Source organism: Nocardioides acrostichi (assembly GCF_015319165.1).
Lineage (GTDB): Bacteria > Actinomycetota > Actinomycetes > Propionibacteriales > Nocardioidaceae > Nocardioides > Nocardioides acrostichi.
Map to the genome: position 1 here is coordinate 153,370 of NZ_JADIVZ010000008.1, position 14,255 is coordinate 167,624.

Genomic DNA, 14,255 nt, shown 5'->3' on the forward strand with positions numbered 1-14,255 from the left:
TGGAACCCGCAGGTTTATCGGCGCCCCGATGAATCTGCGGGTTCCCGGGTGTTGCCCCATCGTGGGACTCGCAGGTTTATCGGCGCCCCGATGAATCTCACAGCCAGCTGCAACGACCCGATCCGTAGGCTGGAGCAGTGAGTGACGGCCCCCTGATCGTGCAGTCCGACAAGACGCTCCTGCTCGAGATCGACCACGAGCAGGCGGCAGCGTGTCGCAAGGCCATCGCGCCGTTCGCGGAGTTGGAGCGCAGCCCGGAACACATCCACACCTATCGCCTCACGCCGCTGGGCCTGTGGAACGCCCGGGCCGCCGGGCACGACGCCGAGCAGGTCGTCGACACGCTGTTGGAGTTCAGCCGCTACGCCGTTCCGCACTCGCTGCTGGTCGACGTCGCCGAGACGATGGCCCGCTACGGGCGGCTGCGGCTCGAGAAGCACCCGACGCATGGGCTGGTGCTGGCCAGCAACGACCGGCCGGTGCTCGAGGAGGTGCTGCGCGCGAAGAAGGTGGCCGGCATGCTCGGCGAGCGCATCGACCCCGACACGGTCGTCGTCCACGCCAGCGAGCGCGGCAACCTCAAGCAGGCGCTGCTCAAGATCGGCTGGCCGGCCGAGGACTACGCCGGCTACGTCGACGGCGAGGCGCACCCCATCGACCTCGACGAATCCGAGTGGTCGCTGCGCGACTACCAGCGCGAGGCGGCGGAGTCGTTCTGGCACGGCGGCTCGGGCGTCGTCGTCCTGCCGTGTGGCGCCGGCAAGACGCTGGTCGGCGCGGCGGCCATGGCGCATGCGCGCGCCACCACCCTCATCCTCGTGACCAACACCGTGAGCGCGCGGCAGTGGAAGGACGAGCTCGTACGCCGTACGTCGCTGACCGAGGACGAGATCGGCGAGTACTCGGGTGCGGTCAAGGAGGTCCGGCCCGTCACCATCGCCACCTACCAGGTGCTCACGACCAAGCGGAAGGGCGTCTATTCGCACCTCGAGCTGCTCGACGCCCGCGACTGGGGCCTCATCGTCTACGACGAGGTGCACCTGCTGCCGGCGCCGATCTTCCGGATGACGGCGAACCTCCAGGCCCGCCGTCGCATCGGCCTGACCGCGACGCTGGTGCGCGAGGACGGCCGCGAGGGCGACGTGTTCTCCCTCATCGGCCCCAAGCGCTACGACGCACCGTGGAAGGACATCGAGTCCCAAGGCTGGATCGCCCCGGCCGACTGCGTCGAGGTGCGCGTGACCCTGCCGGACGACGAGCGCTTGGTCTACGCGACCGCCGAGTCCGACGAGCGCTACCGGCTCGCGTCGTGCACGCACCGCAAGGTCGACGTCGTGAAGTCGCTGTGCGAGCGGCACTCCGGCGAGCCGACGCTCGTCATCGGCCAGTACCTCGACCAGCTCGACGAGCTCGCCGCCGCGCTCGACGCCCCGGTTATCAAGGGCGAGACCACGGTCAAGGAGCGCCAGCGCCTCTTCGACGCCTTCCGCTCCGGCGAGATCGACCGGCTCGTGGTCTCGAAGGTCGCCAACTTCTCCATCGACCTGCCCTCGGCCCAGGTCGCCATCCAGGTCTCGGGCTCGTTCGGCTCCCGCCAGGAGGAGGCCCAGCGCCTCGGCCGCCTGCTCCGCCCCGGCGACCCCGGCCCGGACGGGATGCGCAAGGTCGCCCGCTTCTACACCGTCGTCTCCCGCGACACCGTCGACGCCGAGTTCGCCCAGAACCGGCAGCGGTTCCTGGCCGAGCAGGGGTACGCGTACCGGATCATCGATGCCGAGGATGTGCTGACGGGCTGAGCTCGGGTCAGGGGATCAACTCAACGATTTCTGGGAGCGTCGCGGCAAGTGCCCGGTCGAATGACGCCAACGCCCCTCCGCGGCTGCGGGCAAGGGCGGCGAGGTAGGCGTCCGTCACCTGGCGATGACCGATGACGTGGCCGAGGTCGGCCGACGCGTAGGAGAGGGAGTCTTCCCAGAACTCGCATCGTGGCGAGGCGTGCAGCGCTGTCAGGATTGTCATCGCCGTGCCTTGACTCTCGCCGACGCGCACCAGGAAGCGGACGAGAGAGCCCTCCACGATGGGACACACGGCAAACCGCTCGACGCTGGCTGACCACGTTGCTGCACGTGCGTGGTGCTCGTGATCGGTGACCGCGAGGGCGATCAGCGCGTTCGCATCGAGAAGGCACGTGGGCCTCATTCGTCGTCCAGTGCATCGGCCACGTCGGTGGAGGTGATGCGCTGGCCCAAGGTGATGGCGGGCAGCCCGCTGATCGGGTCCGTGCTCACCTTCACTGGGTCGCCCAGAGCGGCGAGTCCGCGCGTCGCCAGATCAGCCACCACTGCGGAGAGAGACTGGCGCCGCTGCCTGGCCAGTTCGGAGGCGCGACGATGCACGGCAGGAGGAAGGTCGACGGTGGTCCTCATGAATGCATCGTATGTGCATCGCGCGTGATGCGTGGGGGACTGTGCGCAACCTGCTGAACGACAGCACGCCCACCCTGGCCAAATCGAGGCCGCGCGATGGGGTGGCGCTGAGGGCCTCGTCACGGATTCCTCACGTCCGCCGCTTCGATAACCCGTGACAAATGTCGGCGGTCGCCTTTACGTTGCCTGACCAGGGGGCAGCCATGGCGACATCACCAACCACCAGCGACTACGCGTGGTCCGCGGCGGCTCTGTCGTGCTGGGGTAAAACGAGCCGGTTCGACGATACTTCGTGGCTGCCGACCGTTCAGCACCTTGAAGACAGTGCGGGCGTAGCCGACCGCGTCTGGGACTGGCTCCCCTCACGAACCCGTCAACACATTCAGCACTCCCTTCCCGAGGGTGCAAGCGATGGGCGGGCCCTGCTGCGCTGGCTTGCCGGTGTCCACGACATCGGCAAGCTCTCCCCTCCATTCGTCGCACAGCAGCCGGCACTCGCCGGGCGAGCGGTGAGCGCAGGTCTCCCCTGTTCCGTGAGTCGCGACGACATGCGCTTCGCGAAGCATGCATCCGTGGGCCACGTGCTGCTCTCGCGCTGGCTCAAAGACAGATTCGGCGCTCGACCCCGCGTCGCGAAGACCTACGCAGCGGTTGTCGGAAGCCACCACGGCATCGGGCCTGATTACTCGACTGTCAACGCCCTCGAATCCGGACGATCCGACCTGGTGGGCGGAGCAACGTGGGGCGAAGTGCAACGAGAAGCACTTGACACCATGGCGGAGATTTCGGGCGCCGACGCCTACCTTGACGCCTGGGCTCGTCATCCCCTGCCGTCGTCCGCCGCCATGCTGCTCACGGGCGCCGTCATCGTGTCCGACTGGCTCGCCTCCGACGAGAACCGCTTCGAGGTCACACCCCACCCTCAACCGGGTCGGGTCGAGCAGGCGTGGACCGATCTTCGCCTTCCGCGTGGCTGGCAACCGCAACGAGCGGTCACGAGTTATGAGGATAGGTTCGCCCGCAGGTTTCCCGGGCTTGGCCCCCTGCGGCCTCCCCAGCAACTGGTTCTGGATGCTGTGCGGCAATTGACCGACGCGATCGATGAGCCTCGCGGCGGGCTGGTCATCGTCGAGGCAGCCATGGGCTCCGGCAAGACCGAGGCAGCCCTCCTCGCGGCGGAGCGACTGGCGGCAACGCATGGCTGCGAAGGCGTGTTCGTCGCGCTCCCGACCATGGCCACCTCCAACGCGATGTTCGACCGAGTTCTCGCCTGGATCGAGCACTTGGAACTGAACGCCTCAGCCTCGGTGTTTCTTGCCCATGGCAAGGCAACGCTGCACGACCAGTACCGCGGGCTGGCGCACATCGATCGGCTCTCGGACATCTACGACGAGGGCGACTCCCCCACGACGGGAGTCCACGAGTGGCTCCAGGGCCGCAAGAAGGGCGTCTTGTCGAGCATGGTGGTCGGCACGATCGACCAAGTGCTCTTCACAGGCCTTCAAGCCAAGCACGTGATGCTGCGTCATCTGGCGCTTGCCGGCAAGGTGGTGATCGTCGACGAGGTGCATGCCGCCGACGACTTCATGCGCAGCTATCTGGAGACGTCCCTCGCATGGCTGGCTCGCTACGGCGTCCCGGTGGTGCTGATGTCGGCGACCTTGCCGCGGGCGCAGCGTCAGCAACTCGTGGATGCCTACCGGCGAGGACTCGACGCACCCAGTCAGCCGTTGCCGGACGCATCGGCCTACCCCTTGGTGACCACGGCCACCGCAGATCACGTGCGAGCGTTGACGCTGCCGGATCCGCCTCGCGCAGAACGAGTGGTCGATATCGGGGTTGTCGGCGACGATCTCGATGACCTCGCACAGCTGCTCGACCGCTGGCTGGTGGACGGCGGATGCGTGGCCGTCTTGCGCAACACGGTGCAGCGAGCTCAAGACGCTGCACGATTCCTACGGGAACGCTTCGGCGACGAGCACGTGACTCTTGTGCACTCTCGGTTCCTCGCCTGCCACCGAGCGCGCATCGAGGACGAACTACGTCAGCAGTTGGGGCCAGGCGACGAACACCGGCCTGCGATGCACATCGTGGTCGGCACGCAGGTGCTCGAGCAGTCGCTCGACGTGGACTTCGACGCGATGGTCAGCGACCTGGCACCCGCGGACCTCGTGCTCCAACGCATCGGTCGGCTGCATCGCCACGAGCGCTCGCGACCTCCAGCGCTGCGTTCTGCGCGGCTCGCCATCTCCGGAATTGTCTCGTGGAGCGATGCGGGCCCGGCGTTCGTTCCTGGCTCGAGGGCCGTGTACGGCGACAGCCGACTCATTCGCAGTGCGGCAGCCCTCGGCCTCCCCTCATCGACCACGCTCAGCAGCATCTCGCTGCCTGACCAGATCCGAGAGACGGTCGATACGGCCTACGCAGCCGAGCCAGCCGTGCCCGACTCATGGCTGGAGCGCTGCCACAAAGCAGACGAGCGAGCCGCTAGTCAGCGAAAGCAGCTTCTCGACCGGGCAAGTACCTACCGACTCCCCAACCCGTCTCAGGTCACCTCGCTCATCGGTCTCAACGATCAGCAGGAGGCCGAGTCGTCCGAAGGATCAGCACGGGTCCGAGACGGCGAGGACGGAATCGAAGTCATCGTCGTCATGCGCGACGAAAACGATGAGCTCCGCTTCGTTGACGCCGGCGAGAAGTGGCGAGAGGTTCGCATCCCGACGTTCCTCGAACCCCCCTCCGGTCGAGTGGCGCGGGCGTTGGCGACGTACACGGTCAATCTGCCGGTCCAGCTCACCGCGCCCAGACTCTTCGACCAAACGCTCCGAGAGCTCGAGCGCAACTGCTGGGAGAACTGGCAACAGTCGTGGTGGCTACGGGGCCAGCTCGTCCTCGTACTCGATGGCGAACTTTCCTGCCGGCTGGCAGGACACCGACTCATCTACGACTTCGGCGACGGCCTCGTCGTCACGAAGGAGGAGGCATGACCACCTTCGACCTCACGCGCGAGCCGTGGATCAAAGTGCTGTTGGCCTCGGGAGAGGAGGCAGAGCTGTCCCTGCGGGATGTGTTCGACCGAGCGCACGAGATCACCCGCCTCGCAGGAGAGCTCGCCACGCAGGACGTCGCCATCCTGCGTCTCCTGTTGGCCATCCTGCGCAGAAGTCTTCGCGACCGAGCAGGAGTGGAGGCATGGGGTGACCTGTGGCAGCAGGACGGACTCGACACCGAGCCCGTGCATCGCTACCTAGACGAGTATCAAGGCCGCTTCGACCTCCTGCACCCGGAGCGGCCCTTCTACCAAGTGGCAGATCTGCGCACAGCCAAGGGCGGGTTCACCGAGTTGGCGCGCCTCATCGCCGATATGCCCACTGGAGAGAAGTTCTTCACGAACCGAGCCGGAGCTGGCGCAGCGACGATCCCCCTGGCAGAGGCGGCCCGTTGGGTGGTGCACACCCAGGCCATGGATCCCTCTGGAATCAAGTCAGGTGCCATCGGCGACGACACAGTGAAAGGCGGGAAGGGCTACCCCATCGGCATCGGCTGGTGCGGCTGGCTTGGCCTGATCGTCGTGGAGGGCGAATCTCTTTACCGCACGTTGCTGCTCAACCTGCCCTGGGCGACGACGGACAGCGACCCTGATCGCGATCTGCCTGTCTGGGAGTTGGACGCGCCGCAAAGCAGTGCTCGCGATGACCGCCGACCGCGCGGACCCGCCGATCTTCAAACCTGGCAGAGTCGGCGACTCCGGCTTCACGTCGAGAATGCTTCGGCCATCGGGATCCTGATCTGCAACGGCGATGCCCTTCATCCACGCAATCGTTTCCGCGACGAGTTCATGACGTCCTGGCGGCGCAGCGAGGCTCAGATGAAGGCGTTGGGCACGGCAGAGGACGTCTGGATGCCGCGGGCACATCAGACGAACCGGCAGATCTGGCGTAGCTTGGCAGCCCTCCTAGCCGACCACCCCGACCGGGGCAGCGAGATGAAGCAAGGTCGCTGGCAGGAATGGCTCGACGAGCTTCAAAGCGAGGGCGAGCTTCCACGCGGCGAGTCGGTTCGCCTGCGGTGCGTCGGCATGGAGTACGGCTCCCAGAGCTCGACCACCGCAGACGTGATCGACGACGTCTTGGCGTTGCCTTTGGCGGTACTGACCGACCCCAAGTCCCGACGCGCAGCCATCGAAGCCGTCGTGGACGCCGAGAAGTTTGTGAAGAGACTCGGCACCTTGGCCATGGACATCGAAGAGGCCTCGGGTGGCTCTGGAGACGCACTCCCGCCGGTGCGTGACGCTGCCAAGGAAGAGGCGTACGGCTGCCTGGATGAGCCCTACCGGCGGTGGCTCGCACGACTCCAAGTGGGCGACGACCCACAGACCCAACGTCGTGAGTGGCAACAGCAGGCGGCGCAGATCGTGGAGGGGGTCGGCCAACGTCTGCTGAGCAGCGCGTCGCCCTCGGCCTGGATTGGTCACCTCAAAGACGATCAGACCAAGGACGCCGCGCTGGCCGACCGCCGATTCCGCGCAGGGCTTGCCAGGGAGTTGGCCGACCTCACACCTGACGACATCCCACCGGCATCCACCCAGGGAGAGACAACATGACGACTGATCCCAACCCGCTCGCCACGATGGTGTCGAGGCGGGCCATCGCGCTGGCGCGGGCCTATCAACGCGATGAACCTTCGGCGACTGCCGACCTGGCGCGACTTCGGCGTCTCGTGCCCGACACCGACGAGGTGGCGCCAGAGGCCTGGGAGCTCGTCCAACTCCCCGACGCCATGATCGGCGAAGCGCCCGATCCGAATGTCTATGAACGAGCCGCCCAGTACGCGGCGACCGCGGCGCTGGGCCTCTTCGCGTTGCACCAGCAGTCCGGACGTGATCACGCGATGCACAAATCGGGATGGGAGAACCACCTGGGTCGGTCATTGGCGCTGCTGCGGCTGCGCCGCGAGAGCGGGATCGACGCCAAGGTGCGCGCCCTGGTGCGGGCAGATCGTCAGGTCTCGGCTGTGCGGCATCTGCGAAGCCTCGTTGGCCTCCTACGGTCCGAGCAGATCCCGGTCGATTACGGCGACTTGGCGGCATCCCTTCATCAGCTGACCCGTCGAGGCGGACCCCAGGCCGTCCGCATCCGCTGGATGCGCGACTACCGCCGTCCGCTCAAGAACGACGAGACCGTCGAGACACCCACTGACCCGCCACCTACCGACGCAGCATCTACCGCTACGGGAGACCCCTCATGACGACGTTCATCGACCTGCACGTGCTTCAGACCGTGCCCAGTAGCAACATCAACCGCGACGACAGCGGCAGCCCGAAGTCGGCCATTTTCGGCGGAGTCCGGCGCGCCCGGGTCAGCTCCCAGGCGTGGAAGCGAGCCACCCGTAAGGACTTCGCTGCCTACCTCGACGACAGTGACCGCGGCATCCGGTCTCGGCGCATCATGGGCGACCTCGTCCGACGCATCCGCGCTCTCGACTCCACCATCGAGGCGGGCGAGGCGCTGGATCTGGCCAAAGCCGTGATGAGCGCGGCGTCCACCATCAAGTTCGAGAAGCCGAAGCGCAAGAAGGACGCTCAGCCCGACGACCCCGACCAGATCGACGTCAGCCAGTACCTGCTGTTCCTCAGCAACCAGCAACTCGCGAAGGTTGCGGAACTCGCCGTCGCCGCACGGGGCGGCAAGCCAGACCGTGTCGAGGCCCGGGCCGCGCTGAAGGACGGAAACGGCATCGAGGTCGCACTCTTCGGCCGCATGGTGGCCGACGACACCGCGTTCAACGTCGACGCCGCTGTACAAGTTGCCCACGCGCTCAGCACTCACGCGGTGGAGACTGAGTACGACTACTACACGGCGGTCGACGACGCGAAGGACTCCTCCCTCGAAGGCGAGGACGCCGGCGCGGGCATGATCGGTGTCATCGAGTTCAACTCGAGCACCCTCTACCGCTACGCGACCATCAATGTCGACCAGCTCATGAAGAACCTGGGTGCTGCCGACGTCACCGGACGAGCCGTCGAGGCGTTCGTGCGATCCTTCATCGTGAGCATGCCGACCGGCAAGCTCAACACGTTCGCAAACAACACGTTGCCCGATGCCGTCGTCGCGCAGGTGCGTACGCGTCGCCCGGTGAACCTGTGCGGTGCGTTCGAGTCGGCGGTCATCACCAAGCCCGACGAATCGATCTCTCAGCAGTCGGCACTGGCACTGGCCAACAAGGCAGCGGAGCTGGACGAGGCCTACGGCACCGCCCCCGAGACCTCACTCGTTCTCGCCGTCGGCGATGCACTCGGCGGCATCCTGAGCGGGACCGGCGAGCGGGTCGGGCTGAACGCACTGGTCGCAACGCTCGGCGAGTCTGCCCAGAACGCAGCGGCAGCAATCGAGTCCGCATGAGTGTCCTGCTCCTACGGCTGGCCGGCCCCCTGCAATCATGGGGTGACTCGAGCCGGTTCACCGCTCGCCGCACGCGCAACGAGCCGACGAAGAGCGGCGTCCTCGGCCTCCTCGCAGCTGCCCAAGGACGGCGCAGGACTGATCCGTTGGAGGATCTCGCAGCGCTGAGCTTCGGCGTGCGCATCGATCAACGCGGCCGGATCGAGCGCGACTTCCACACAGCGATTCGTCGGATCGAGGGCAAGAGGCCCGAACCCATGCCGCTGTCGACGCGCTACTACCTGACCGATGCACTGTTCCTGGTCGGACTCTCGGGTGACGGCAGTCTGCTCGAAGCGCTGCACGAGTCATTGTTGGAGCCGGCGTTTCCGCTGTACCTCGGGCGTCGCTCATGCGTCCCGCTCGAACCGCTCAGCCTCGGCGTGGATCACGACATCGCAGACGTCGAGTCAGCCCTGAGAGCCAAGGAGTGGCAAGCAGCCGAGTGGTACCGCCGCCAGCAAAGCCGTGAAGTGCACCTCGAGCTGGTGCTCGACGCCCATGAGGAGGCGGTGCGAGAGACCTTCGTCGAGACACAGCGCGACGTGCCACGGAGTTTCGATCCGGAACATCGGGAGTACGGGTGGCGCAGCGTGGTGCGTCCGGACCCTCTCGTGGTGGACAACCCCTTGGGAAGGTCCGGCGCTGACTTCATGGCCGTGCACGGAGGTGGCTGATGTACCTGACGCAGATGCATCTGAACTCGGCACGACGCGGCGCCGCCCGGCTACTTCAGTCTCCCCAGCGGATGCACGCCGCGGTGATGAACGGTTTCGCGCCCGGCGCCGAGACCAAGTCTTGTGCGGGTCGTGTGCTGTGGCGAGTGGACCGACTCAAAGACAGAACCACCCTCTACGTGTCGAGCCCCGGTCGACCGGACCTGACACACGTGGTCGAGCAGGCTGGCTGGCCGACGGGCGGTGACCCGTGGCGAACGGTCGACACGAGTCCGTTCAACGAGCGCCTGGCCGTTGGCCAGGCATGGCACTTTCGGCTGACGGCGAATCCGGTCAAGAGTCTCCGATCCGACACTGGTGGCCGCGGGAAGGTGGCGCCCCACGTGACTGCGCAGCGGCAGGAGGAGTGGTTCCGCAGCCGAGCCTCCGGCGTCGGTATCGAGCTCGCCGATGCGGCGCTGGTCGAGCGGCGCACGCTCAAGTTCGCGCGGCACACAGACCGTCCGGGGCAGCAGGTCACCGTCGCCACGGCCACCTTCGAGGGAACGCTCGGTGTGACCGATCCTGACGCTCTGCGCCATGCCTTGACGCACGGAGTAGGGCGGGCGAAGTCCTACGGCTGCGGGCTGATGACTCTGGCACCAGCGCGATGAAGGAGATCCCGGGCCCACGGCCGGTCGACATCAGCGAACTCGTCCGAGCCCAGGATCGACTGAGCTTCATCTACGTCGAGCGCTGCGTCGTACACCGATCGGACAATGCGATCACTGCCACCGATGAGCGCGGCACGGTGCACATCCCGGCAGCGACGTTGGGTGCACTGCTACTAGGACCGGGATCGACCGTGAGCCATCAGGCGATGGTGCTCATGGCCGAGAGCGGATCGACCGCTGTGTGGATCGGCGAACGAGGAGTGCGCTACTACGCGCACGGTCGCGGACTGGCTGAGTCGACCAGATTGCTGGAGGCCCAGGCAGCGGCGGTCACCAATCAGCGTGAACGACTTCGCGTTGCGCGAGCTATGTACGAGATGCGCTTCCCGGACGAGGACATCTCGACCGCCTCGATGCAGCAGCTCCGTGGCCGCGAGGGGGCGCGGGTCCGTCGGCTCTATCGGGAGCACGCAGAGAGGACTGGGGTCACATGGTCGAAACGTGACTACGACAAGGCGGACTTCGACAGCAGCAGCGAGATCAATCAAGCACTGTCTGCGGCGACGGCATGCCTCTACGGCATCACCCACGCCGTGATCATCGCCCTGGGATGCTCACCTGGCCTGGGCTTCGTGCACACCGGGCACTCCCGCTCCTTCGTCTTCGACATCGCAGACCTGTACAAGGCGGAGATCGCGATCCCGATCGCCTTCGACGTCGTGCGTGAACAACCCGAGGACATCGGCTCGGCGACCCGCCACGCTGTGCGGGATGCCGTCAAGAGCGGACACATCCTGGCGCGGTGCGCGAAGGATGTCCGACAACTGCTGATTCCCGGTGACACGGAAGGTGCGGACTGGAACGTCGTGCACCTCTGGGACGGTGGCAACCGCACCGTGGATGCGGGCACGAACTATCACGTGGACGTCCCGTGGTAGTCCTCGTGCTGACGGCGTGCCCGGCCGGCTTACGCGGCCACCTCACACGGTGGTTGCTCGAAGTCAGCCCCGGAGTCTTCATCGGCGAGATCACCGCTCGCGTGCGTGAACGGATGTGGTTGCGCGTCCTCGAACTTGCGAAGGACGGACGAGCGATCATGGTCTATTCGGCGGATTCCGAACAGGGCTTGTCGTACCGCGTCCATCGGCACGATTGGGAGCCCGTCGACTTCGATGGCGTATGGCTGATGCGACGCCCCGAGGAGGTGGATGCGACGCCCGCAATGCGACCCGGCTGGAGCAGCGTGGGACGGATGAGAAGGGCCCGCCGTGGGCGCTGACTGCACCGAAGTTCATGCAGGACTGCTTGTTGAGGTCATATCGTTGCAGGTCAGCAAGTGTGCTCCCCGCTCTCGCGGGGATGAGCCCTGTGCCGACCCGTCCTGCGCGGAGGCCGGCGACGTGCTCCCCGCTCTCGCGGGGATGAGCCCCCCGACCTGGCGGGCGGGTTCGCCATCCTCATGTGCTCCCCGCTCTCGCGGGGATGAGCCCTACCTGCACGGGCGCTCCAAGCTGGACCAGCGGTGCTCCCCGCTCTCGCGGGGATGAGCCCTCGGCGGATGCCGACGTGGTCGCCGCTGGTGTGTGCTCCCCGCTCTCGCGGGGATGAGCCCTGTATACCGCACTTAGCGTCTGACGCAACACCGTGCTCCCCGCTCTCGCGGGGATGAGCCCGGTCGGTGGCCCACGGCTTCGGTCGGAGCTGGGTGCTCCCCGCTCTCGCGGGGATGAGCCGTCCGTTCTCAATGGCCGACAGGGCACCGCGCGGTGCTCCCCGCTCTCGCGGGGATGAGCCCTCGCCGGATGCCTTGTCGTGGACGATCAGCGCGTGCTCCCCGCTCTCGCGGGGATGAGCCGCCGTCACAGCTCGCGTCGTCCCTGCCGTTGACGTGCTCCCCGCTCTCGCGGGGATGAGCCCGCCTCGGCCAGGGCGGAGCCGATCTGAAACGCGTGCTCCCCGCTCTCGCGGGGATGAGCCGGAGGCGACCGCAACCGTGGCGGCGCCCGCAGCGTGCTCCCCGCTCTCGCGGGGATGAGCCCCCGAACCCCTCGGCCTCGATGCGGGCCTCGATGTGCTCCCCGCTCTCGCGGGGATGAGCCGTTTCGCTCGTCGTTGTCGCCCCAGAAGAACAGGTGCTCCCCGCTCTCGCGGGGATGAGCCGGCGTCGTAGTCGCGGGGGTCGCCGGAGTAGACGTGCTCCCCGCTCTCGCGGGGATGAGCCCTCGAACTCCGCCATGCTGGTCGGGCTGTACCAGTGCTCCCCGCTCTCGCGGGGATGAGCCCATGTCGACCAACACGGTGCAGCGGTGGGGCCAGTGCTCCCCGCTCTCGCGGGGATGAGCCTGTGACCGTTTGCCATAAGCCAATCCTTAGGCTGTGCTCCCCGCTCTCGCGGGGATGAGCCCGGCTGGTCGAAGGCGCCGGTGAGGTCGGCGAAGTGCTCCCCGCTCTCGCGGGGATGAGCCCCCACGCTACGAGGCATCCGACTCGCCGCCCGTGTGCTCCCCGCTCTCGCGGGGATGAGCCTAGGTGTGAGTACCCTGTCAGTCGTCGTGCTAGGTGCTCTCCGCTCTCGCGGGGATGAGCCCGCAGCTGGCCTGCGCACAGTCGCCTCGTGCTGGTGCTCCCCGCTCTCGCGGGGATGAGCCGGCACCCGCCCCGCCTACGCCGTTCGGCGGCATGTGCTCCCCGCTCTCGCGGGGATGAGCCGTACCGGGGGCCGCTCATCGCGGGGACGCGCTTGTGCTCCCCGCTCTCGCGGGGATGAGCCCCCAGTGGCTCGCCTTCAAGAGTCGCGACGTCAGTGCTCCCCGCTCTCGCGGGGATGAGCCGGCCAGGCGCCAGTTGTTGAGGGCCTGCTTGATGTGCTCCCCGCTCTCGCGGGGATGAGCCGAGCCCGTGACCGAAGGCGACGACAACGAGGGAGTGCTCCCCGCTCTCGCGGGGATGAGCCCTGGTCGCTGCCATCGCCGCCGGCCCACGTCCGGTGCTCCCCGCTCTCGCGGGGATGAGCCCCGGCGCCGGGAGTCCGGGTGAAGATAGGTAGGTGCTCCCCGCTCTCGCGGGGATGAGCCCGGCTCGCCCTTGGCGGGGAGGCGGTCTTGGGGGTGCTCCCCGCTCTCGCGGGGATGAGCCTCAGGGAGCCCGAGGACGCGCCGGCCAGCCAGGGTGCTCCCCGCTCTCGCGGGGATGAGCCCCGCTTGACGTGCACGGTGACGCCGTTGCGGAAGTGCTCCCCGCTCTCGCGGGGATGAGCCGATGGTGACCTCGGTCGGCCGGTTGTCGAGGTCGTGCTCCCCGCTCTCGCGGGGATGAGCCCTGGCACGCGATCGGGATCGAGGCCGAGCACGAGTGCTCCCCGCTCTCGCGGGGATGAGCCGTGCCATCTGCCTGATTCCCTTCCGTTACTTGCGTGCTCCCCGCTCTCGCGGGGATGAGCCCCCCCCACCCGGCCGCCACCGTCGTGACCCGGGCGTGCTCCCCGCTCTCGCGGGGATGAGCCCTACCCGTTCAACCCCGGATGGTGGGACTCCAAGTGCTCCCCGCTCTCGCGGGGATGAGCCCAGGCCGAGGCGGTACAGCAGCCGGGTGTTGATGTGCTCCCCGCTCTCGCGGGGATGAGCCCCCTGCCTCCAATGGGAACACGGGCGGCACGACGTGCTCCCCGCTCTCGCGGGGATGAGCCCCGCCCTCATGGCCGATCGCCTTTAGCAGCGTGGTGCTCCCCGCTCTCGCGGGGATGAGCCGTCGAAGCTCACGCCCACTAGGTCGTAGGAGCCGTGCTCCCCGCTCTCGCGGGGATGAGCCCACGACCACGCAGATGCTCGCCCGCTTCGACACGTGCTCCCCGCTCTCGCGGGGATGAGCCGCCGCGGTGTCTATCGTGATCCCTATGCGCGGCGTGCTCCCCGCTCTCGCGGGGATGAGCCCCATGTCGGCAACGCTCGAAAATGAGGCCGATCCGACGCTCGAAAACGAGGCCACCGGTTCGTGTTGTCTAGTCTGCCGGGTCTTGGGTCTTGATGCTTGGCAGGGTGTCGATTCCGCGGTTGCGTAGCC

Annotated in this window: 11 protein-coding genes and 1 CRISPR repeat array; of the genes, 9 read left to right on the forward strand and 2 right to left on the reverse strand. The window is 67.3% G+C overall.

Features of this window, described 5'->3' with window-relative positions; all coding sequences use genetic code 11:
• The first annotated feature begins 137 nt into the window (after nucleotides 1-137).
• Nucleotides 138-1,796, forward strand: coding sequence for a DNA repair helicase XPB (locus tag ISG29_RS15110; RefSeq protein WP_194504277.1), 1,659 nt, complete (start codon nucleotides 138-140; stop codon nucleotides 1,794-1,796).
• A gap of 7 nt (nucleotides 1,797-1,803) precedes the next feature.
• Here ISG29_RS15110 and ISG29_RS15115 read toward each other — a convergent pair whose 3' ends face one another.
• Nucleotides 1,804-2,199: a TA system VapC family ribonuclease toxin gene (locus ISG29_RS15115; RefSeq protein WP_194504278.1), complete on the reverse strand. Its 396-nt coding sequence runs from the start codon at nucleotides 2,197-2,199 to the stop codon at nucleotides 1,804-1,806.
• Nucleotides 2,196-2,426 (reverse strand): hypothetical protein, encoded by a 231-nt coding sequence (locus ISG29_RS15120; protein WP_194504279.1) that lies wholly within the window; start codon nucleotides 2,424-2,426, stop codon nucleotides 2,196-2,198. The genes ISG29_RS15115 and ISG29_RS15120 overlap by 4 nt, the downstream gene beginning before the upstream one ends.
• A 203-nt stretch (nucleotides 2,427-2,629) precedes the next feature.
• On the opposite strand from ISG29_RS15120, the gene cas3 reads away from it, so the two are divergent.
• From cas3 to cas2e, 8 genes are read left to right on the forward strand one after another with little or no spacing between them, the layout of a single operon-like run.
• Nucleotides 2,630-5,413 carry a CRISPR-associated helicase Cas3' gene (gene cas3 / locus ISG29_RS15125; RefSeq protein WP_194504280.1) on the forward strand — a complete coding sequence of 928 codons (2,784 nt, stop codon included), beginning with the start codon at nucleotides 2,630-2,632 and terminating at the stop codon, nucleotides 5,411-5,413.
• Nucleotides 5,410-7,029, forward strand: coding sequence for a type I-E CRISPR-associated protein Cse1/CasA (gene casA / locus ISG29_RS15130; protein ID WP_194504281.1), 1,620 nt, complete (start codon nucleotides 5,410-5,412; stop codon nucleotides 7,027-7,029). The genes cas3 and casA overlap by 4 nt, the downstream gene beginning before the upstream one ends.
• The gene (gene casB, locus ISG29_RS15135) at nucleotides 7,026-7,673 is read left to right on the forward strand and encodes a type I-E CRISPR-associated protein Cse2/CasB (RefSeq protein ID WP_194504282.1); all 648 of its coding nucleotides are present in this window, start codon (nucleotides 7,026-7,028) and stop codon (nucleotides 7,671-7,673) included. The genes casA and casB overlap by 4 nt, the downstream gene beginning before the upstream one ends.
• Nucleotides 7,670-8,827: a type I-E CRISPR-associated protein Cas7/Cse4/CasC gene (gene cas7e / locus ISG29_RS15140; protein ID WP_194504283.1), complete on the forward strand. Its 1,158-nt coding sequence runs from the start codon at nucleotides 7,670-7,672 to the stop codon at nucleotides 8,825-8,827. The genes casB and cas7e overlap by 4 nt, the downstream gene beginning before the upstream one ends.
• Nucleotides 8,824-9,543, forward strand: a complete 720-nt coding sequence (gene cas5e / locus ISG29_RS15145; protein WP_194504284.1) for a type I-E CRISPR-associated protein Cas5/CasD — start codon at nucleotides 8,824-8,826, stop codon at nucleotides 9,541-9,543. Before cas7e ends, cas5e begins: the two co-directional genes overlap by 4 nt.
• Nucleotides 9,543-10,196: a type I-E CRISPR-associated protein Cas6/Cse3/CasE gene (cas6e, locus tag ISG29_RS15150; protein WP_194504285.1), complete on the forward strand. Its 654-nt coding sequence runs from the start codon at nucleotides 9,543-9,545 to the stop codon at nucleotides 10,194-10,196. The genes cas5e and cas6e overlap by 1 nt, the downstream gene beginning before the upstream one ends.
• Nucleotides 10,193-11,134, forward strand: a complete 942-nt coding sequence (gene cas1e, locus ISG29_RS15155; RefSeq protein WP_194504286.1) for a type I-E CRISPR-associated endonuclease Cas1e — start codon at nucleotides 10,193-10,195, stop codon at nucleotides 11,132-11,134. Before cas6e ends, cas1e begins: the two co-directional genes overlap by 4 nt.
• Entirely contained in the window at nucleotides 11,128-11,475 is a 348-nt protein-coding gene (gene cas2e / locus ISG29_RS15160; protein WP_194504287.1) for a type I-E CRISPR-associated endoribonuclease Cas2e, read from the forward strand. The genes cas1e and cas2e overlap by 7 nt, the downstream gene beginning before the upstream one ends.
• Nucleotides 11,476-11,534: 59 nt before the next feature.
• Nucleotides 11,535-14,125: a CRISPR direct-repeat array (repeat unit 28 nt; unit sequence GTGCTCCCCGCTCTCGCGGGGATGAGCC).
• Nucleotides 14,126-14,255: the final 130 nt, after the last annotated feature.